This is a genomic window from Mesorhizobium sp. f-mel (assembly GCF_053850215.1).
On sequence record NZ_JBSPTO010000047.1, the window covers coordinates 1 to 21352 of the forward strand.

A 21352-nucleotide genomic window follows, 5' to 3' on the forward strand; every position below is an offset into this window, starting at 1 on the left:
GGACATCGAATCTGATTTGCGCAAACTTGGGAATCCAGATTCAGTCAAAAGGCGAAGCGCTCTAGAGACGTTGTCGATGGTGCATGGGGTCGGATAGGAAGCGAACTCGCTAATTGACCTTACTTAGCGCCACTTTTTCATGCCCGCGATGGGATTCGTGAAATGATGGTCAGACGGGCTGCGCGGAGCTTGCCCGGGAACCTCGCACAGTTTGAGTCGAGGAAGCTGTCGATCAGCACTTCCACTGAATTCCTGTTCTGGAGCTGTATCAGCGGCACCAGTTATTTCACCGCTCAGCTGGACGACGCGGCGCCATCGCCCAGCGACGCCACCGTCTTCAGCGCGCCGTCGAGCATGTCGCCCTTCTCGTCCTTGAGTGCTGCTTCGCGCAGGCGCCTGATCCAGTCGGCGGCGTCGGCGCGGCCCTTGAGCAGATCGAGTGCCGACAGCACGCGGTCGAATTTCGACTGGGCGCGGGCATGGGTGTCGCTGTAGCCCTTGATCAGGCGGCGACAGTTGAGGATTTCGACGGAGAGTGCGTAGTCCTCCCTGACATGGCCGAGCGCCAGCGCATACCAGCGCTCGAGATGTGCGGTCTCGACCTTGTGGCGCAGCAGGCGACGGCGCCAGCGACGCAGGCCGCCGATGAACCACAGTGCGACGAAGCCGGCGAAACTGTCGGTGCGGATGCGGCGGCCATGGTTGATGCGGCGGTCAAGGAAGGCGGCAAGCTTCGGCCGCGCCTCGATGTAACTGCCGAGGCCGGACGGCAGCGTGCCGCAGAATTCCTCGATGCGCGGATGGAAATATTCGGTCACCTGGAGGATCGTTCCCTCCTTGACACCGACCTCGCGGCGCACCCGCTTGTCGCGCGTCGAACGCGTCTTCAGGTCGGCGACGCGGATCATGTCGTCGTAGCACATGGCGTTGGCCAAATGCTTTGCCGCTGATATCGACAGCGCGTAGTCATGTTCGGCATTGTCCAGAGCGACGGCCCGGTCGAGCCGGTCGAGATACTCGCCGCCATAGGCGATGTCCTGATAGTCGACGACTTTTTTCAGACCGCGAAACGCCATGTCGTGCAGGGGAAGCGGTAGCGCATCGACGCGCGCCGCAAGGTCCTGCCAGCCCTTCAACAGGCTTTCCGGGCCGCTCACCTTTGCCGCCGCGCCCGAGCCGGTTTCAGCAGCTTTCGGCTCTGCGATCTTGTCGCCCAGAGGTGGCGTGTTCGGGATGTCGCGGGCGCGATCAAAGGACACGCCGAAGGCGGCGAGGCTGGCCTTCACGCCGCGGCCGCCGGCACTGATCGCCTGTTCATAGCTCTCGCGTGTGAACGGCAAGACATCGGAGCCGGCCAGCGCGCCGAGCAGGCTGGCCGAGATCATCGAGCCGTTGTCGGCGGCGATCTTCTCCATGTCGAAGGCGACGAAGCGCTTGGCCGCCGTTTCAGCCGTGGCATGCACCTTTGAGGACGAGGCGCGGCCATCGCCGGGCTCGATCTTTTCCGAGACCGCGGCGATGCGATGCGACGAGGCAATCAGCGTCGTGCGCTCCGGCGTGACGAAGCCGCGGATGATGGCGCGGCCGGCTTCCATCAGTTCGGCGGCGATCAAGATGTCGACGTCGCCCTGCGAGGGCGACAGCGCAAAGACCGGCAGGCGGCCGGTGTCGCGGCACATTTCGACATAGTAGATCGTGGCGCCGGTGCGCTGGGCGACGCCGGCGACCGAGGTCGATTGCGCGACATAGCCATTGCGTTCGGCAACGTCGGTGATCCAGTCGGCGAGCACGCCGCCGCCCTGGCCGCCGACCGCCAGCACGGCAAGCTTAATGACGCGCTCGCCTTCGGGAGCACCGGCGTTCGAGCGCGATGAGGGAACGGCGTCAAGCATCGGCGAATGTCAGGCGCCGGCTTTCACGGCGCCGCTGCAAGAGGCTGATCGTGGCGCGACGCGCGGCTTCGAGGAAACGGTCCCAGCGGCTGGGATTGTGCACCACGTCGGCGCGGTAGAAGGACGGGCACAGCACCGCCGCATCGGCAACCTCGCCGCAATTGCCGCAGCCGACGCAGCTCTGGTCGATATGCGCCACCGGATCGTCGCGCAGCGGATCGTCCAGCGACTTCACCGACAGCGACGGGCAGCCAGAAAGCCGCATGCAGGCATGGTCGCCGGTGCAGATGTCCTCGTCGACGCCGAATTTCGGCTTGACGATCCTTTTCCCGCCCTTGATCGCCTTGTCGACCAGCGGCTTTTCGCGGCGCTGCCGGTTCAGCATGCATTCGGACGAGGCGACGATGACTTTTGGGCCCTTCTCGTCCGTCGTCAGCGCCTCGCGCAGCATGTCCTGCATCTTGGTCACGTCATAGGTGCGGTCGATGTGGCGCAGCCATTTGACGCCCATGCCCTTCACCGCCTCGGTGATCGGATGCTTGGTCGATTTCGTCTTGTTGCCGGCGCGGGATGAAAGAATGTCCTGCCCTCCCGTCGCCGCCGAATAGAAATTGTCGACGATGACGATGACGCCGTCGTTCTTGTTGAACACGGCGTTGCCGATCGACGAGGTCAGGCCGTTGTGCCAGAAGCCGCCGTCGCCGACGAAGGAGATCGACCGGCGCTTGGCATCGGGCGAATTGAACGCTGAGGCCGAGGCCGGCCCCAGCCCGTAGCCCATGGTAGTAGCGCCAAGCTCGAAAGGCGGCATGATCGAAAACAGATGGCAGCCGATGTCGGAGGCGATGTGGTGCTTGCCGAGCTCCTGCTCGACCAGCTTGGTGGCGGCGAAGATCGGCCGTTCCGGACAGCCGACGCAGAAGCCGGGCGGACGGCCCGGAACGACGTTGATCAGGTCGGCGGTATCGAGCCCGTCGCCGATCTTGTTCGGCGCGCGGACTTCGCCCGGCAGCAGGTGCGGGATGGTGGCGCGCAGGAACGATCCGATGCCGTCGAGCATGACCTGGCCGGTGTATTCGCCGGCCATCGGCAGGTGCTCCTTGCCGACGAGTTTCGTGCCACGCCCGGCCTTGTGCAGCATCGATGCGAAAGCCTGCTCGATATAATTGGGCTGGCCTTCCTCGACGACGAGCACAGCGTCCTTGCCCTCGCAGAAGGACAGGAACTCGTCGTCGACCAAGGGATAGACGGCATTCAGCACGTAGAGCGGCACGTCTGTCACACCATAGGTGTCGGCAAGGCTTAGCCGTTGCAGCGCTCGGACGACCGAATTGTACATGCCGCCCTGCATGACGATGCCGACCGAGCCGTGCTCGGGACCGAAGAACTCGTTGATCTTATTCTTGCGGATAAAATCGACCGCCGCTGGCCAGCGTTTCTGCACCTTTTCCTTCTCGTGTAGGAAGGAGGCGGGCGGCAGCACGATGCGGCCGGTGTCGCGGCGCGGCGCGTCGAGCGCATCAGCCACCGTCATGGTCGGCCGCTTGTTGTCCTTGGCGATGAAACGGCCATGGACGTGGCAGCAGCGGATGCGGACCTGCAGCATGACAGGCGTGTTGGAAACCTCGGACAGCTCGAAGCCGTCCTCCACCGCCTTGACGATCGACGGCAGGTTCGGCCGCGGGTCGAGCAGCCAGACCTGGCTTTTCATGGCAAAGGCGTGGCTGCGCTCCTGCATGATCGAAGAGCCTTCGCCATAGTCCTCGCCGACGATGATCAGCGCGCCGCCGGTGACGCCGCCCGAGGCGAGATTGGCGAGCGCGTCCGACGCGACATTGGTGCCGACTGTCGACTTGAAGGTCGCCGCACCGCGGATCGGATAATGCACAGATGCGGCCAGCATGGCGGTGGCGGTGGCTTCCGAGGCGCTCGCCTCGAAATGCACGCCGAGCTCGCCCAGAATGTCCTGCGCATCGGCCAGCACATCCATCAGATGGCTGATCGGCGCGCCCTGATAGCCGCCGACATAGCCGACGCCGCATTGCAGCAGCGCCTTGGTGATGGCGAGAATGCCCTCGCCGGAAAACTCCTCGCCGGCGCCGAGCCTGAGCTTTTCGACTTCCTTGGCAAAAGACCGTTCGGCCATTTTGGGCTCCTTCCGTTACCGCCGGCATCCGGCAGCGCGTAAGATCAAATGTCGTGCTTGCGAATGTTCTTCAGCATCTTCTGCAGCGTCGCGATCAGCGCCGCATATTCGGCATCGTCGACGTCGTCGAACATCGCCTCGAACGCGTCGTGCATGGCCGGCCAGGCGCGGCCGAACTCGGCGCGACCCTCGTCGGTCAGGAACACATGGCGGATGCGGCTGTCGGTGACCCCCTGCTCCCGCCGCACAAACCCTTGCCCTTCCAGCGTGTCGAGCGTCCGGCTCAACGTGGATTGTTCGATGACCGTGTAGACCGAGAGATCGTTGACGGTGACGCCGTCGGCGACCGACAGCACGGCGAGTGTGCGCACCTGTGGGATGGTCAGGCCCTGCTTGCGAAAATCGTCGCGCAAGGTGGCGTTGTAGCGGCCCATGATGCGGTTCATCAGATAGGGCGCGAATTGCTGCAGTCCGATCTGGCCCAGTGTCGAGATGCGCTGGCGCTTTTCAACCTTCTGTTCCATCACAGCCTCCCCGCCAGCAGAAAGCCGGAACCGCCGCCAAGCCCGGCGCCGGGATGGGTCGAGGCGCCGATATGGTAGAGGCCCTTGATCCCGGTGTCGTGATTGCGGCTCGTTTTGAACGGGCGCCATAGGAACGACTGGTCGATGGTCGATGAGCCGCCATAGGGATCGCCGCCGACCAGATTGACGTTGATCGCTTCCAGATCGGCCGGCGAATAGGCGCGGCGTGCAATGACGCTGTCCTTGAATCCATCGATATGGCTGGCGAGGATCGCCTCGACACGGTTCGCGTAGGCTTCGCGCAGCGCGTCGGTCCAGCGGCCGTCCGCCGGTGTCTGCAGTTTGCCGGCGGCATCGCCCTTGATATGGCGTGGCGCCTCGGGCAGTTGCAGCCACAGGATCGCCTTGCCTTCCGGACAGCGCGAAGGATCGAGCGCATGCGGCTGGCCGACGCAGATGGTCGGCACCTCCGGCAGCGTGCCGCGCGTGGCCTCGTTGCAGGCTTTCGACACGCCGTCGAGCCCCGGTGTCAGATGCAGCAGCGCGACCTTTGCCAGGCCCTCGCCGCGCCATGCGGGCGGCTTGTCAAGGGCATAGTGTATTTGGAAATTGCCCTTGCCGTAGCGGTATTTCTGCGCCGCCTCGAGGTCGGCTTTCGGAGCCGCGTCGCCGAGCAGCCGCCCGTAGAGATGGGTCGGCGTGACCGAGCAGATCACGCTCTTCTTCGCGGTGACCGTTTCGCCCGAAGTCAGCCGTACGCCGGTGGCTCGGCCTCCGCTCTGGATGATGGAGGCAACGTCCCCTTCAGTTCGGATCACGCCGCCGCGCTCCTTGATCAGCGCTTCGAAGGCGGACAGCAGATTCCTAGCGCCGCCCTTGACGATCGGCGCGCCGGCAGCTTCCAGCGCAAAGGCGATAACCCTGGCGATCTGGCCGGAGAACGCGTCTTCAGGCCCAAGGCCGGCATGCAGCACCCAGGGCGCCCACAGCGCCCGGGTGATCTCCGACTGGTAAGTGTTCTCCAGCCAGCCGCGCGCCGGCACCAACGCATCGCCGAGAAAGGCGGCAAGGCCGCGCGGGCCGCGCCGCCAGGCTTCGCCCGCCAGCAGCCTGGTCGTGGGGTAAGACCACAGGCTGCCGCCGAGCAGCCCGAACAGCAGGCCGGCATTGCGCTCGATCTCGCCGACGTCGCTGCCGTGCCGGTCGCCATCGCCTGCGGCAAGCGCATTGGCAGCCGCGACATTGGCGGGCCGATCGGTGCGTAGGATGGCATAGCTGCCGTCCGGCCGCAGCACGCCGGTCGGCGTGCTGGTGTTGCAGAATTCCAGGCCGTGCCGCGCCAGATCCTTGCCCAGCGCCGCATAGGCAGGCGAGGTGATGAACAGTACGAAGGTCGTCGCCATCACGTCGTGGATGAAGCCGGGCGCGGTGATCTCCTCGGTGCGCATGCAACCGCCGATGCGGTCGTTGCGCTCGAGCACCAGCACCTTTGCCCCCTTGCCGCCAAGCATCGCCGCGCAGACCAGCGCGTTGATGCCGCTGCCGACGATGATGTGATCGGGCGCGTTCATCTGCGATTGCTCCTCGTCCTCGGGAGGTTGGAGTCAATTGCGCGGGTTGGCGTTCCTTCGCGCCCCCCTCTGTCCTGCCGGACTGTCCGGCTGGACAGAGGGGGGCGCCGTAGAGCGACAGCGCTACAAGGCTGCCGCTCCAAATCCGTCACTACAGCATTGCCTACAAGCATGATCTTCTCCCGAAGACCGCCACCTCGTCCTAATGCCTTGGCACCAGAGCCAGCGCGCGGATCGGGCTGCCGGTGCCGTGCTCGATTTTGAGCGGTGCGGCGATCAGGATCGCGCCTTTCGGCGGCAGCCGGTCGAGATTGCACAAGCTGGCGAGGCCGTAGCGGTTCGCCTTGTGCATCAGGCTGTGCGCCGGGAATGGCGGCTCCATTCCCCCTGCTTTGCCAGCATCCGTGCCGATCGTCTCGCTGCCCCAGCCCTTGATGTCTTTGCTGATCAGGTACTGGATGGCCTCGGCCGTCGGTCCGGGGGTGTGCGGTCCGGTCTCGTCGGCGTTGAGGAATTCGGCTTCCGAGCCGTTGCGCTTATACCAGTCGGTGCGCATCACCACCCATTCGCCGGCGTTAATCGGGCCGTGCTCGGCTTCCCACGCCTTGATGTGGTCGACTGTGAGGAGGAAATCGTTGTCGGCGGCGGCTTGCTTCGAGCAGTCGATGACATTGACCGGGCCGACGAAATTCTGAACCGGAATGGTGTCGGTGGCACCGTCCGGATAATCCTTGCCGGTAATCCAGTGCTGCGGCGCGTCGAAATGCGTGCCCGAATGTTCGCCGAGCTTCAGCCAGTTCCATGCCCACCACGGACCGTTCTTGTCATAGTGGGAGATGGCGTGGATCTCGACCTTCGGCGTGTCCACCGCCAGCTCCGGCGGCAGCTTGATCAGCGGCGTGTTGGGCCCGAGCGGCGCCGTCAGGTCGACCACCTGGATGGTACCTGAAAGAAGCTGGCCGGCGACCTCGCCGAGGAGTTGTTGCGTGTCCATGGTCTCTATTCCCTCTTTCTTGGTGATGATCAAGGCTCTTCGCGGCCTTTAATATCCTACTAGACTAAAACATATGCATCTGCAATTATCTTTAAGCATAAAGGAAATGGGTTGGGTGGGTGTGAGCGAGTTTGACGCCATATTCGTCGGGGCAGGCCACAACAGTTTGGCATGCGCCGCGCATCTGGCGCTCAAAGGTTGGAACCCCGGGATTTTTGAGCGCAGCGCAACTATCGGCGGCGCTGTCCAGAGCCGCGAATTCACGCTTCCGGGCTTCCGGCACGATTTCGGCGCGATGAATCTGAGCCTGTTCGCCGGCTCGGCCTTTCACAAGAAATATGCAAATGAATTGAAAAGCCATGGGCTGGAATTTGCGCCGGTCGCCGATTGCTTTGCCAGCGCCTTTCCCGACGGACGGTGGTTCGGCGTCAGCAACGATCTGGAAAAGACCGCGTCGCGCATGGCAACTTTTTCCGCAACCGACGCCGCCACATGGCGCCGGCTGGTCGGTGCCTTCCCGGGGGAAGCCGAGCATCTGTTTCGGCTGCTCGGCTCACAGATGAGCGGGCGGGCGCTGGCCGGCACCGCATGGAACCTGTGGCGCAAGAAGGGCCTTGCCGGCGCGCTCGACACCGGCCGGCTGCTGCTCTCATCACCACGCTCGTGGCTCGAGGAGAATTTCGAGTCGCCGCATGTCAGGGCGACGCTCGCCACCTGGGGCATGCATCTCGACTTCGCCCCTGACATCGCCGGCGGCGCGGTGTTCCCCTATCTGGAATCGATGGCCAACCAGTGCTTCGGCATGGTGCTCGGCAAGGGCGGCGCCGACACCATCATCCGCGCGCTGACCGGCATGGTCACCGTTGCCGGCGGCCAGATTAGCACCGGTGCTGAGGTGGCCGAGATCACGGTGTCCGGCGGCCGAGCGACAGGCGTGCGGCTTGCTTCCGGCGAGACCCATACTGCCACCAAGGCTGTGATCGCCGGCGTTGCACCCGGGGCGCTAACCGGAAAGCTTTTGCCTGATGGTTCCGGCGACGCCGGCTTCGACACGGCGATGAAAAAATTCCGACATGCGCCGGGCACGATGATGATCCATCTGGCGCTTGACGATCTGCCGGACTGGCGCGCCGGCGCCGAGCTTCGGCAATTCGCCTACGTCCATCTTTCGCCGTCGCTCGACGCCATGTCGCGGACCTATCAGCAGGCAATATCCGGCATGCTGCCGGACGAGCCGGTCCTTGTCGTCGGCCAGCCGAGTGCGGTCGATGCATCGCGGGCGCCGGAAGGCAAGCACGTTCTGTGGGTACAGGTGCGGATGCTGCCCGCCGAAATCATTAGCGATGCGGCCGGCAAGATCGCGCCAGCTCATTGGGATCAGGTCAAAGAACGCTACGCCGAGCGCGTTCTCGACATCATCGAGACCTATGCGCCCAACCTTCGCCGGAATATCCTCGGCCGTGCCGTGTTCTCGCCCCTCGACCTCGAACGCGAGAACCCCAACCTCGTCGGCGGCGACCAGATTTGCGGCAGCCATCATCTGGCGCAGAATTTCCTGTTTCGTCCGGCGCGCGGCTTTGCCGGCTGGAATACGCCGGTCATGAATTTGCATCTCACCGGTGCCGCAACATGGCCGGGCGCCGGCACAGGCGCGGCCTCGGGCTATATGCTCGCCCAACAGCTCGGCGGGAGGTAGAATTCAAAACACTTGCGGGTGAAGGAGAGGCAATGCGCGGTTGCCCAAGGAGCCTGAACCCACTGCATGATAACGACGCGCATAGAAAACCAACAGGGGAACGACCATGACAATCAACAGACGAGAATTGCTCGGATATGGCGCAGCAGCACTTGGCGCCACCGTCATCGGCCTGCCGCAAATAGCCAAGGCAGCCGGCGAACTGACCATCGCCTACAACGTCAACCTGCCGTCCTGGGACCCGACAACCGGGCCTTCGGCGGTCAACCCGACGATCCAGGGCCTCTACCAGTCGGTGTTCGATCAGTTCATCCCGCAGAAGCCGGACCTTTCCTTTGCGCCGGGCCTGCTCACCGAATGGGGCTGGAACGACGACCGCAGCAAGATCATGATGACGGTGCGCGAGGGCGTCACCTGGCATGACGGCTCGCCGTTCACCGCCGAGGACGTGGTGTGGTCGCTGCAGCGGGCGGGCGACGAAAAGACCGGGAATCCGATCCAGTTCGTCTGGAAGAACGTCAACAACTTCAAGATCGCCGGCAACAAGATCACTGGCGATGTCGTGCAGTTCGACCCGGTGTATTTTAAGTGGATGTCGTTCCTGACCGGCTACATCATGCCGAAGGCCTACTACGAGAAGGTCGGCGCCGAAGGCTTCGAGAAAGCCCCGATCGGCACCGGCCCTTACATGGTCGACAAGTTCGAGCGCAACGCCTTCCTGCGGCTCAAGGCCAACCCGAACTACTGGGGCGGCAAGCCGGCTTTCGAGAATGTGACGATCAAGTTCGTCACCGACGCAGCGAGCCGCGTTGCCGAAATCGAGTCCGGTTCTTCGCAGGTGACGCTCGAAATCCCCTATGAGGAATATGATCGCCTGATCGCCAAGGACGGGCTTGCCGGCTCGTGCAACAACGTTTCCGACATCGGTATGATCTTCTTCAACGACATCGACGTGATGCTGGACAAGAACGTCCGCCAGGCCGCGGTGATGGCGGTCGACAAGAAGCTGCTCGTCGACCGGCTGCTGCGCGGCTACGGCCAGCCGATCGATACGCTGGAGACGCCGGAATACGAGGCCTACGACCCGTCAATCAAGGTCGAGCACAATCTGGAAAAAGCTAGGGAATTGCTGGCCGCGTCGGGCTACTCGCCGGAGAAGCCGGTCAAGTTCACGATTCAGACGACTAAGGGCTTCAAGCCCAAGGATTACGAGATGGTCCAGGCGATCGTCGGCATGTGGCGCAAGGTCGGCATCGAGGCGTCGATCGAGGTCTACGAGATCGCCAAGCACTACGAGCTGCGCGCCGCCGACAAGCTGGCCCCGGCCGCCTTCTACAATTGGGGCAACGCCATCGGCGATCCGACCACCTCGACCGGCTTTGCCACCTATGGCCCGAGCCCGCATTCGGTGTGGGACAGCCAGGATCTGATCGACATGATCAACCCGCTATGGGGCGAGAAGGACGAGACCAAGCGCATCGCCGGCTGGAAGGCTGTCGACAAATACATCGCCGAACAGGCCTATGTGCTGCCGCTGATCCAGTATGCGCAGCCGATCGTGCACGCCAAGGGCGTCAATGTCGTGCAGCATGTGTCCGGCGCGCTTTTGCCGGCGCTGATGACCCCGGCCTGACATCGGCCAGGGATCGCCGCGCGCCGTCCGCAATGACGGCGCGCATTTTCCGCCAGGCATACAGGCGACCATGCTGCTGCAAAGATTCCTGATCCGTCTTTTGACGATGGCGATCACGCTGTTCGGCGTCGCCGTCGTGGTCTTTGTCGTCATTCGCGTCGCGCCCGGCGATCCGGTTGCGATGATGCTGCCACCCGGCGCGACCGATGCCGACATCGCCCGGCTGCGCGCGCTCTACGGGCTCGACAAAACCATCGTCCAGCAGTTCTTTATCTGGCTGTCCGGCGTCATCAGGGGCGATTTCGGCACCTCGATCTCGCTCCGGCAGGATGTGCTGGGCCTGGTCTTCAACCGGCTGCCGGCGACGCTGGAACTCGCCATCGTCGCGCTGTTGATGGCGCTGGCGATCGGCGGCACGACGGCGATCCTCGGCGCACGCGAGCGCAGCACGGCAGTCGAAGCCGGCATCGATATCGCCAGCGGTGCAGCGCTTTCCATTCCCGACTTTTTGTGGGGCCTGGTGCTGATTCTTTTGTTCGGCGTGCTGGTGCCGGTGTTCGACATTTCCGGCCGGGTGTCGCCGCAGCTCGACCTGCCCTTCGTCACCCAGTTCTATCTGTTCGAGAGCATCGTGCGGCTGCGCTTCGACCTGACCAAGGACCTGCTCGGGCACATGCTGATGCCGGCCGTGGCCCTGGCGTTGCCGCTCGCCGCGATCATCTCGCAGCTGTTGAAACAGTCGTTGAAGGAAGTGCTCGACCTCGATTACGTCGTGCTGGCGCGGGTGAAGGGCTTTTCGGAAACGCAGGTCATTTTGCGTGAGGCGCTGAAGAACGCCGCCCTGCCGACGCTCACTCTGGTCGGCGTGCAGTTCACCTTCCTGATCGGCGGCACGGTCATCGTCGAACGGCTGTTTTCCTATGAAGGCCTCGGCAACATGGCGATCGACGCCGTCATCAACCGAGATCTGCCGCTGATCCAGGGCATCGTGCTGGTCTTCGCGCTGCTGTTCGTGCTGATCAACCTCACCGTCGACATGATGTATGCGCTGCTCAATCCGAGGCTGCGGCATGGATGAGGGCCGCATTTCAAGACATGGCTCGGGCGCAAGGCTGTGGCTGGCCGGCGGCTGGCTGCTGCTGGCTTTGCTTGCCGCGATCTTCGCGCCGCTGATCGCACCGCAGAACCCGCTGGCGCAGGATCTGATGTTCGAACGCCTGCCGCCCTTTTGGATGAGCGGCGCGGGGCCCGGCTTCTGGCTCGGCACCGACAGCCTCGGCCGCGATCTCCTGTCCCGGCTGATCTTCGGCGCCCGCATCGCCTTGATCGTCGCCTTCGCGGCGGCCTTGGCCGCCTGCCTGATTGGCTCGACGCTCGGGCTGATAGCAGGCTATTTCGGCGGCTGGGCCGATCGCATCATCTCGCGCATCGTCGACGTCTGGATGGCGTTTCCGCCGGTGCTGTTCGCCATCCTGCTGGTTGCCGTGCTCGGCACCGGTCTGAGCTCGGTCATCATTGCCATCGCCGTCATCGACTGGACGCGCTTCTGCCGGGTGATCCGCGCCGAGACCATGGGCCAGGCGCGCATGGATTATGTCGAGAACGCCCGCATCGCCGGCTATGGCCGCATCGGTATCATGCTGCGCGAAGTGCTGCCCAATGTGGTGCCGTCGATCGTCGCGTTGCTGTCGCTCGAAATGGGCATCGCCGTGATCGTCGAGGCGATCCTGTCCTTCGTCAACCTGTCGATCTCGACCGACGATCCGACCTGGGGCGGCATCATCGCCGAGGGCCGCCTGTCGATCCATCAGGCGTGGTGGGTGCTGGTGTTCCCACTGGTCACCCTGATCCTGACGGTTCTGTCGTTCAGCCAGTTCGGCGAGGGTCTCAAGGCGCGTTTCGATCCGGTGCTGCGATGAACGCCACGAGACCTTGCCTCGACATTCAGTCCTTGAGCGCCGTGCTGCCGAATGGCGCGCGCGTGCTGCGGTCGGTGTCGCTCTCCGTTCAACCGGGCGAAGTTCGCGCGCTGGTCGGCGAGAGCGGCGCCGGCAAGACGATGATCGGCAAGGCGGTACTCGGCGTGCTGCCACCCAGCGTGCGCGTCGTCGAAGGCGATATGCTGCTCGAGGGCGAGGACCTCGGCCGGCTTCAGCCAAAGGCGAGGCGCACGCTGATCGGAGCGCGCACCGCACTGATCCCTCAAGACCCGCTGACCGCGCTCAATCCGTCGCGCCGCATCGGTCCGCAGATGACCGACCGGCTGGTGCGCATCCTCGGATGGAGTGGGCCGCGAGCCGACGCCCGCATCCGCCAATTGCTCGACGCGGTACAGATCCGCGACCCGGACCGCGTCCTCAAATGCTATCCGCACGAGCTTTCCGGCGGCATGCGCCAGCGCGTGCTGATCGCCGCAGCCTTCGCCGCCGAACCAAGGTTGATCGTCGCCGACGAGCCGACCACGGCGCTAGACGTAACCGTGCAGAAGCAGATTTTGCGGCTGATCGCGCAATTGCAGCGCGAGCACGGCACGGCGATCCTGTTCGTCACCCATGATCTCGGCGTCGTCGCCAAGATCAGCCAGAAAGTGTCGGTCCTCTATGCCGGCAAGGTGGTGGAGGAGACCGAGACGGCGGCGCTGTTCGCGGCTCCGCAGCACCCCTACACGCGAGCGTTGATGGCGGCAACACCGCGCTACACCGATCCGTTCGCCTCGCTGAAACCGGTGGACGAGGCGGTATTGGCCGGACTGGCCTCGGAGATCGCCGCTGCCGACCAGGCCTGGAGGCGGCCGCATGGCTGAGCCGCTGTTTTCCGTGCGCGGGCTGAAGGTCGCGTTGCCCGACATGACGCGCAAACCACTGATCGGCCGCGCGCCGATGGCCGAGATCCTCAAAGGGCTTGATTTCGAGCTGCCCAGGGGATCGGTGACCGGCATCGTCGGCGAATCCGGATCCGGCAAATCGACGCTCGGTCGCGCTTTGGTGCGCCTCCTGGAGCCGAGCGCCGGCAGCATCATCTTCGACGGCCGCGATATCACGCATCTGCCGGAGGCGGAGCTCAGGCCGCTGCGCCGCAACCTGCAGATGATATTCCAGGATCCGATGTCGTCGCTTAATCCGCGCCGCACCATCTTCAGCATTATCGCCGCCCCACTCAGGCAAAACGGGTTTGGCGACAATCTCAAGGGTCGTGTCGCGGAGGCGCTGCAGCGCGTCGGCCTGCCGCTAAGTTTCGCCAGCCGCTATCGTCACCAGCTGTCGGGCGGCCAACGCCAGCGCGTCGGCATTGCCCGGGCGCTGGCGCTGTCGCCGAAATTCGTGCTAGCCGACGAGATCGTCTCCGGCCTCGACGTGTCGACCCAGGCACAGATCCTGACGCTGCTGGAACGGCTGGCCGCCGAAATGGGCCTGACCGTCGCCTTCATCAGCCACGACCTGTCGGTAATCCGGCGGCTTTGCCGGCAAGTGATCGTCATGCGCGAAGGCGTGATCGTCGAGGCAAGCGCCACCGACGCTTTGTTCGCGAACCCGCGGCAGGCCTACACGCGCGATCTTCTCGCAGCCATCCCGCTGCCCGAGATCGATGACGGCTGGCTGCTGCCTGCGGCAAAGGCGCCGGCATGACATCGGTCGCAACGATCATTCACAGCACATCTCATTCGCACGCCGAAGAGCGGGCCTCGGGCGTGCGGCCGGCAAGTCACCCATGTCCCGCGAGAGGATGACTGAGATGAAGAATACGCTCCTAACTGCAACGCTTGCGGCCGCCGTCCTGGGCACTATCGGTGGAACCATCAGCACAGCCTCAGCCGATTCCATTCCTGGCATGCGCGGGCATGATCACACCGGGGTTACAGTCCCCGACATGAAGCAGGCCGTCGACTTCTTCACCGAGGTCGTCGGCTGCAAGAAGGCGATGTCCTTCGGGCCGTTCGCCGATGATAAGGGGACGTTCATGCAGGATCTGCTGGGAGTCGACCCCAAGGCGGTGATCGAGGAGATCACCCTGGTTCGCTGCGGCTACGGGTCGAATATCGAGCTGTTCAAATATACCGCGCCCGACCAGAGAGACCTGCAGGCCCGCAACAGCGACATTGGCGGCTTCCACATCGCCTTCTATGTCGACGATATCGCTGCCGCGAAAGCCTATTTCGATGAAAAGGGCGTCAAGACGCGTATGGGGCCGCTGCCGGTTACCGAAGGGCCGGCGGCCGGCCAGAGCATCCTTTATTTCCAGGCGCCCTGGGGCCTGCAGCTGGAAGCGATCAGCTATCCCAACGGCATGGCCTATGAAAAGGACGCAGAGACGGTGCTGTGGAGCCCGAAGACCCCGGAAAAATGATCCGGCAGGCGCGTGCTTGCGGGTCTGACCGCAGGCACGCCATAGGCACCTGAGACGAATCGCTTCAATTATGAAACTTCAAGCTTGAAATAATATAAGTCAGGCGCGATACTGAAGATAGGAAGCGAGAGGAGATCGCACAGATGAAGGTTGCGGTTCTCGGCGGCGGACCAGCCGGCCTCTACTTTGCCATTTCGATGAAGCTCAGGGACGCCGCGCACGAAGTGACCGTGTTCGAGCGCAACCGCGCCGACGACACATTCGGCTGGGGCGTCGTACTGTCGGCCGAAACGCTCGACAATCTGACCAGGAACGATCCGGTCAGTGCCGTCTGGATCAGGAAGCATTTCGCCTATTGGGACGACATCGCCGTCATCCATGATGGGGTGCGCACGGTCTCGACCGGCCATGGCTTCTGCGGCATCGGCCGCAAGCGGCTGCTCACCTTGCTGCAGCGGCGGGCCCGCGAGCTCGGCGTAAAGCTGGTCTTCGAGACCGATATCGCCGACCCCAAACCCTACATGGAGAGCCACGATCTGGTGGTCGCCGCCGACGGCTTGAATTCGAAGGCACGGAGCGCATTCGTCGAAGTGTTCAAGCCCGATATCGACACCCGCAAATGCAAGTTCGTCTGGCTTGGCACCCAGCAGAAGTTCGACGATGCCTTCACCTTCATCTTCGAGAAGACGGAGCATGGCTGGGTGTGGGCGCATGCCTACCAGTTCGACAAGGACACCGCGACCTTCATCGTCGAATGCAGTGAGCAGACCTGGGGGCGCTTCGGCTTCGGCACGATGTCGCAGCAGGAATCGATCGCCGTCTGCGAACAGATCTTCGCCAGGCATCTCGCTGGCCATTCGCTGATGACCAACGCCAACCACATCAGAGGTTCGGCTTGGATCAATTTTCCGCGCGTGCTGTGCGAGCGCTGGTCCTACAAGAATTTGGCGCTGATGGGCGACGCAGCGGCATCAGCGCATTTCTCGATCGGCTCCGGCACCAAGCTGGCGCTGGAAAGCGCGGTTGCGCTAGCCGACTATGTTGATTCCGAGCCCGGCCTCGAGGCGGCGTTTCGCAAATATGAAGACGCCCGCCGCACCGAAGTGCTGAAGCTGCAGTCGGCGGCGCGCAACTCGCTCGAATGGTTCGAGGAGGTCGAGCGCTATCTCGGCCTCGATCCGGTGCAGTTCAATTATTCGCTGCTGACGCGCTCGCAGCGCATCAGCCACGAGAATTTGCGGCTGCGCGATGCCGAGTGGCTGGCCGGCGCCGAAGAATGGTTCCAGCGCCAGGCCGGCGCCGGCGGCAACAGTCTTCGTCGCGCGCCGATGTTCGCACCGTTCCGGCTGCGCGATATGGCGCTGCAGAACCGCATCGTCGTTTCGCCGATGGCGCAGTACAAGGCCGTCGACGGCTGCCCGACCGACTGGCACTTCGCCCACTATGCCGAACGGGCCAAGGGTGGCGCCGGCCTGCTCTACATCGAGATGACTTGCGTCAGCCCCGAAGGCCGCATCACGCCTGGCTGTACCGGCTTTTACGCGCCCGAGCACGAAGTCGCCTGGAAGCGGCTTGTTGATTTCGTCCACACCGAGACCGAGGCGAAGATCTGCGCGCAGATCGGCCATTCCGGCGCCAAGGGTTCGACCCGGCTCGGCTGGCAAGGAACCGACGTGCCACTGACATCAGGCAACTGGCCTGTCATGGCGGCGTCGGCGGTGGCATGGTCGCCTGAGAATCAGCTGCCGAAGGAGATGGACCGCGCCGACATGGATTTGGTGCGCGATCAATTCGTCGCTTCGGCCGAGATGGCTGAACGCTGCGGCTTCGATATGCTCGAAATCCACGCCGCGCACGGCTATCTCCTGTCCTCCTTCATCACGCCGCTGACCAACCGGCGCACGGACGCCTATGGCGGCTCGCTCGAAAACCGCATGCGTTACCCGCTCGAAATCTTCCATGCCGTGCGCGCCGCCTGGCCTGATGAAAAGCCTGTTTCAATACGCATCTCGGCCAATGACTGGGTCGGCATCGAAGGCGTGACACCGGCCGATGCGGTCGAAATCGCGCGGCTGCTGCATGAGGCCGGCGTCGACATCTGCGACGTGTCGGCCGGCCAGACTTCCGCCGAGGCAAGGCCGGTGTATGGCCGTATGTTCCAGACGCCGTTTTCCGACCGCATCCGCAACGAGGTCGGCATGGCGACCATGGCGGTCGGAAACATCTACGAACCGGACCATGTCAATTCGATCCTGATGGCCGGCCGCGCCGACCTGGTCGCGATGGCACGACCGCATCTCGCCGACCCCTACTGGACGTTGCATGCGGCCGTCACGCTCGGCGACCGCGGCGTCAAATGGCCGGATCCCTATCTGCCTGGCCGCGACCAGATCTACCGGCTGGCCGAACGCGACGCGGCAGCGGGGCTGAAGGTATGAGCGTCGCTGAAACGATGGCGGGACGGCATGCGCTGGTCACCGGCGGCGGCTCCGGCGTCGGCCGCGCCATCGCGCTGGCGCTCGCCGATGCCGGTATCGATGTCACCATCTGCGGCCGGCGCGAGGCAGCGCTGGTCGAGGTCGCCAGGGAAAACGACCGCATTTTCGGCATCGCCGCCGACGTCACCAATGAGGCGGCGATGGCGTCGCTCTACAGCCAGGCCGAGGCGGCGCGCGGGCCGATCGATATCGTCGTCGCCAATGCCGGCATGTCCGGCAGCGCGCCAGCACCGCGGACCTCGCTTGCGGACTGGCAGCGCACGCTCGACGTCAACCTGACCGGCGCGTTCCTTACAGTGAAACCGGCGCTGGCCGGCATGGTCGCACGGAGGATAGGCAGGATCATCTTCGTTGCTTCGACGGCCGGGCTAAAAGGCTATCCGTATGTCGCCGCTTACGTTGCCGCCAAGCATGGCGTCGTCGGCCTAATGCGAGCGCTGGCGGTCGAGACGGCCAAATCCGGGGTGACGGTCAACGCCGTCTGCCCGGGCTTCACCGAAACCGACATGCTCGAGGAATCCATCCAGCGAATCGTCGAAAAGACCGGCCGCTCGGCCGAAGAAGCACGGACGAGCCTTGCCTCGACCAACCCGCAAGGCCGCTTCATCCAGCCGGAAGAAATTGCAGCCGCGGTGCTGTGGCTGTGCGGCGATGCTGCCCAATCGATCACCGGACAGACGATTTCGATCTCGGGAGGCGAGACGTGGTAGCCGGTCCCCTGCCCGCGCCGTCCGGACCCGGCAAGGATCGGCTGCGGCTGTGGGTGCGGCTGCTGCGCGCCTCGCGCAGCATCGAGGCCGAGCTGCGCGAGCGCCTGCGGCAGGAATTCAACACGACGCTGCCGCGCTTCGACGTGATGGCGGCACTCTACCGCGCGCCGGAAGGCATGTTGATGAGCGACCTGTCGCGCTTCCTGCTGGTGTCCAACGGCAATGTGACCGGGATCGTCGACCGGCTGGTTTCGGAAGGGCTGGTTACCCGCGCCCGGCGCAATGGCGACCGCCGCACCTCGATGGTGCGGTTGACGGAGGAAGGTTCGAAGGCTTTCGCTGTGATTGCCGCCGCGCATGAAAGCTGGATCGGCGAGCTGCTGGGCAACGTGAGCGAGGACGAGGCGCGCCGGATGACCGGCATGCTGAATTCCTTCCGCAGCAATTGGGAGGGACGGGAATGACAAAGATGGCCGGCCGCAAGCCGAAGCATTTCCTCTGGCAGGTCGAAGGCAAGATCGCAAATATCCGGCTCGACCGCCCGGAGCGCAAGAACCCGCTGACCTTCGAAAGCTATGCCGAGCTGCGCGATACTTTTCGCGACCTCGTCTATGCCGACGACGTCGATGCGGTGGTGTTCCTGCCCAATGGCGGCAATTTCTGCTCCGGCGGCGATGTTCACGACATCATCGGCCCGCTGGTGAAGATGGACATGAAGGCATTGCTCGCCTTCACCCGAATGACCGGCGATTTCGTCAAGGCGATGCTGAACTGCGGCAAGCCAATCATTGCGGCGGTCGACGGCGTGGCGGTGGGCGCCGGTGCCATCATCGCCATGGCGTCCGACATCCGTATCGCCACGCCTGAGGCCAAGACCGCGTTCCTGTTCACGCGTGTCGGTCTTGCCGGCTGCGACATGGGCGCCTGCGCGATCCTGCCGCGTATTATCGGCCAGGGCCGCGCCGCCGAGCTGCTTTACACCGGCCGGACGATGAGTGCTGAGGAGGGCGAGCGCTGGGGTTTCTACAACCGGCTGGTCGATGCGGCGGCGCTTGAAGCCGACGCGCTCGACATGGCCGCGCGCATCGTTTCCGGCCCGACCTTCGCCCACGGCATCACCAAGACGCAGTTGAACCAGGAATGGTCGATGGGCCTCGACCAGGCGATCGAGGCGGAAGCGCAGGCGCAGGCGATCTGCATGCAGACCGGCGATTTCAAGCGGGCGTACACGGCTTTCGTCGTCAAGGAAAAACCGGTGTTCGAGGGCAATTAGGATGAGAGCTGCATCCCTAAGAACGGACAGATTGGCGGGACAGCGCCCCCCTCTGTCCTGCCGGACATCTCCCCCACTTGGGGGGAGATCGGCAGTTCCACTGCATCGCCCCTTTCTGCAACGCTGGAAATCGGCGAAAGCGCCCGCGACAGCCAATCTCCCCCCGTGTGGGGGAGATGTCCGGCAGGACAGAGGGGGGCGCCGTGGAGTGCAGTTCGGGACGAGGCATTCCCATGCCTGACCGCTCCTTCCTCAACTGGCCGTTCTTCGAGGACCGCCATCGCGAGCTTGCCGAGCGGCTGGACGCCTGGTGCGGAAGAAACCTGCCGGTCGCGCATGACGATGTCGATGCCGCCTGCCGCGAGCTGGTGGCGAAGCTCGGCCAAGACGGCTGGTTGAAACCGACGGCGCTCGACATCGCAAACCCCGGGCCGCTTGACGTGCGCACGCTGTGCATTACGCGCGAGACGCTGGCCCGGCATGACGGACTAGCCGACTTCGTCTTCGCCATGCAAGGGCTCGGCACCGGGGCGCTCAGCCTTTTCGGAACGCCCGACCAGCAGCGCTGGCTGGCGAAGACACGCGCCGGCGAAGCGATTTCCGCGTTCGCGCTGTCGGAGCCACGCTCCGGATCTGACGTCGCCAATATAGAGATGACGGCCGCGCGCGACGGAGACGACTATGTTCTGTCAGGCGAGAAGACCTGGATTTCCAATGGCGGCATTGCCGATCTCTACGTCGTTTTCGCTCGCACTGGCGAGGCGCCCGGCGCCAAGGGGCTTTCCGCCTTCATCGTGCCTGCAGACACCGAGGGCCTGACAATCGCCGAGCGGCTGGAGGTGATCGCGCCGCATCCGCTTGCACGCCTGTTCTTCGACAATGTCCGCGTTCCGGCCTCGGCATTGATCGGCAAGCCAGGCGACGGTTTCCGTCTCGCCATGTCGGTGCTCGACGTGTTCCGCTCGACGGTCGGCGCGGCGGCACTCGGCTTTGCCCGGCGCGCGCTGGACGAAAGCATCACAAGAGTGGCCGAGCGCAAACTGTTCGGCGCTGCGATGGCCGAGCTGCAAATGGTGCAGGGCCACATCGCCGACATGGCGCTTGATGTCGATACCGCCGCCCTGCTGGTCTACCGCGCCGCCTGGACCAAGGACATGGGCGCCCCCCGTGTCACCCGCGAAGCGGCGATGGCCAAGCTGTTCGCCACCGACAAGGCGCAAGAGGTGATCGACAAGGCCGTGCAGCTGCATGGTGGTGACGGCGTGCGTAAGGGCCACATCATCGAAAGCCTCTATCGCGAGATCCGCGCGCTGCGCATCTATGAGGGCGCATCCGACGTGCAGAAGGTGGTCATCGCCAGGCAAGTGATGGGAGCGGCCTGAGACCGAGCTTGCGACAGAAAATTGCTGGTTTCGAATTTTGAACATTGCGACCGGATTTGAGTATCGGGAGGCTTGATATGCACACCATCTTGCAGCCGGAAGGCTGGGCGAAACCAATCGGTTACGCCAATGGCGTCGCCGCGCGCGGGCAGCTGATCTTCATCGGCGGCCAGGTCGGCTGGACCGGGCAAGGCCAATTCGAAACCGATGATTTTGTCGGCCAGGTGCGGCAGACGCTTACCAACATCGTCGCGGTGCTCTCCGAGGCCGGCGCCAAGCCTGAGCATATCACCTCGATGACCTGGTACTTTACCGACAAGGCCGAGTATCTGGCCAACCTCAAGGGGATCGGCGAGGCCTATCGCGAGGTCGTCGGGCGACATTTTCCGGCCATGGCCGCCATGCAGGTGATGGCGCTGGTCGAGGATCGCGCCAAGGTGGAGATCCAGGCCACGGCGGTGATCCCGGACTGAGGCGAGGCGTGCTTCCCCTTCTCCCCTTCTTGTGGGAGAAGGTGGATCGGCGCCGAGACGGTTGAGGGGTGTTGGACGGAGCGCGGTCGACGCCAAGCTGGAACACCCCTCATCCGACCGAGCTTCGCTCGGCCACCTTCTCCCACAAGGAGGCCTTTGCACAGAATCTGATTGGTGATTCTGTAGTGTTGGTCACTACGGGAGATTCGCGGATGG

Annotated in this window: 18 protein-coding genes; 13 read left to right on the top strand and 5 right to left on the bottom strand. The window is 64.0% G+C overall.

Annotated elements, in window-relative coordinates; translation table 11 throughout:
- Nucleotides 1-293: 293 nt before the first annotated feature.
- From ACWUKX_RS29665 to ACWUKX_RS29685, 5 genes are all read right to left on the bottom strand, one after another.
- The gene (locus ACWUKX_RS29665) at nt 294-1892 is read right to left on the bottom strand and encodes an indolepyruvate oxidoreductase subunit beta family protein (RefSeq protein WP_456010210.1); all 1599 of its coding nucleotides are present in this window, start codon (nt 1890-1892) and stop codon (nt 294-296) included.
- The gene (locus ACWUKX_RS29670; protein ID WP_456010211.1) at nt 1885-4038 is read right to left on the bottom strand and encodes a thiamine pyrophosphate-dependent enzyme; all 2154 of its coding nucleotides are present in this window, start codon (nt 4036-4038) and stop codon (nt 1885-1887) included. The genes ACWUKX_RS29665 and ACWUKX_RS29670 overlap by 8 nt, the downstream gene beginning before the upstream one ends.
- Nucleotides 4039-4082: 44 nt before the next feature.
- On the bottom strand, nt 4083-4562 hold the full coding sequence (locus ACWUKX_RS29675; RefSeq protein ID WP_455849699.1) for a MarR family winged helix-turn-helix transcriptional regulator: 480 nt from the start codon (nt 4560-4562) through the stop codon (nt 4083-4085).
- Entirely contained in the window at nt 4562-6133 is a 1572-nt protein-coding gene (locus ACWUKX_RS29680; protein WP_456010213.1) for a phytoene desaturase family protein, read from the bottom strand. Before ACWUKX_RS29680 ends, ACWUKX_RS29675 begins: the two co-directional genes overlap by 1 nt.
- Nucleotides 6134-6335: 202 nt before the next feature.
- Complete coding sequence (locus tag ACWUKX_RS29685; protein ID WP_128345086.1) at nt 6336-7127, bottom strand: cyclase family protein; 792 nt, start codon at nt 7125-7127, stop codon at nt 6336-6338.
- A gap of 121 nt (nt 7128-7248) precedes the next feature.
- On the opposite strand from ACWUKX_RS29685, the gene ACWUKX_RS29690 reads away from it, so the two are divergent.
- The 13 genes from ACWUKX_RS29690 (at nt 7249) to ACWUKX_RS29750 (ending at nt 21136) form a co-directional block, all read left to right on the top strand.
- Nucleotides 7249-8823, top strand: coding sequence for a phytoene desaturase family protein (locus ACWUKX_RS29690; RefSeq protein ID WP_456010228.1), 1575 nt, complete (start codon nt 7249-7251; stop codon nt 8821-8823).
- Nucleotides 8824-8929: 106 nt separating this feature from the next.
- Nucleotides 8930-10456 (top strand): ABC transporter substrate-binding protein, encoded by a 1527-nt coding sequence (locus ACWUKX_RS29695; RefSeq protein WP_456010215.1) that lies wholly within the window; start codon nt 8930-8932, stop codon nt 10454-10456.
- A gap of 70 nt (nt 10457-10526) precedes the next feature.
- On the top strand, nt 10527-11534 hold the full coding sequence (locus tag ACWUKX_RS29700) for an ABC transporter permease (RefSeq protein ID WP_456010216.1): 1008 nt from the start codon (nt 10527-10529) through the stop codon (nt 11532-11534).
- Nucleotides 11527-12375: an ABC transporter permease gene (locus tag ACWUKX_RS29705; RefSeq protein WP_456010217.1), complete on the top strand. Its 849-nt coding sequence runs from the start codon at nt 11527-11529 to the stop codon at nt 12373-12375. Before ACWUKX_RS29700 ends, ACWUKX_RS29705 begins: the two co-directional genes overlap by 8 nt.
- Nucleotides 12372-13259, top strand: coding sequence for an ABC transporter ATP-binding protein (locus ACWUKX_RS29710; RefSeq protein WP_456010218.1), 888 nt, complete (start codon nt 12372-12374; stop codon nt 13257-13259). Before ACWUKX_RS29705 ends, ACWUKX_RS29710 begins: the two co-directional genes overlap by 4 nt.
- The gene (locus tag ACWUKX_RS29715; RefSeq protein ID WP_456010219.1) at nt 13252-14082 is read left to right on the top strand and encodes an ATP-binding cassette domain-containing protein; all 831 of its coding nucleotides are present in this window, start codon (nt 13252-13254) and stop codon (nt 14080-14082) included. The genes ACWUKX_RS29710 and ACWUKX_RS29715 overlap by 8 nt, the downstream gene beginning before the upstream one ends.
- 106 nt (nt 14083-14188) lie before the next feature.
- Entirely contained in the window at nt 14189-14800 is a 612-nt protein-coding gene (locus ACWUKX_RS29720; protein ID WP_456010221.1) for a VOC family protein, read from the top strand.
- 143 nt (nt 14801-14943) lie between these two features.
- Entirely contained in the window at nt 14944-17238 is a 2295-nt protein-coding gene (locus ACWUKX_RS29725; RefSeq protein ID WP_456010222.1) for a bifunctional salicylyl-CoA 5-hydroxylase/oxidoreductase, read from the top strand.
- Nucleotides 17235-18008: an SDR family NAD(P)-dependent oxidoreductase gene (locus tag ACWUKX_RS29730; protein WP_456010223.1), complete on the top strand. Its 774-nt coding sequence runs from the start codon at nt 17235-17237 to the stop codon at nt 18006-18008. Before ACWUKX_RS29725 ends, ACWUKX_RS29730 begins: the two co-directional genes overlap by 4 nt.
- Nucleotides 18002-18472, top strand: a complete 471-nt coding sequence (locus ACWUKX_RS29735; RefSeq protein ID WP_456010224.1) for a MarR family winged helix-turn-helix transcriptional regulator — start codon at nt 18002-18004, stop codon at nt 18470-18472. Before ACWUKX_RS29730 ends, ACWUKX_RS29735 begins: the two co-directional genes overlap by 7 nt.
- Nucleotides 18469-19281 (top strand): enoyl-CoA hydratase family protein, encoded by an 813-nt coding sequence (locus tag ACWUKX_RS29740; protein ID WP_456010225.1) that lies wholly within the window; start codon nt 18469-18471, stop codon nt 19279-19281. Before ACWUKX_RS29735 ends, ACWUKX_RS29740 begins: the two co-directional genes overlap by 4 nt.
- Before the next feature lie 233 nt (nt 19282-19514).
- A complete protein-coding gene (locus tag ACWUKX_RS29745; RefSeq protein ID WP_456010226.1) occupies nt 19515-20663 on the top strand; it encodes an acyl-CoA dehydrogenase family protein in 1149 nt (382 codons plus the stop codon).
- Between the two features lie 77 nt (nt 20664-20740).
- Nucleotides 20741-21136, top strand: coding sequence for a RidA family protein (locus ACWUKX_RS29750; protein WP_456010227.1), 396 nt, complete (start codon nt 20741-20743; stop codon nt 21134-21136).
- Nucleotides 21137-21352: the final 216 nt, after the last annotated feature.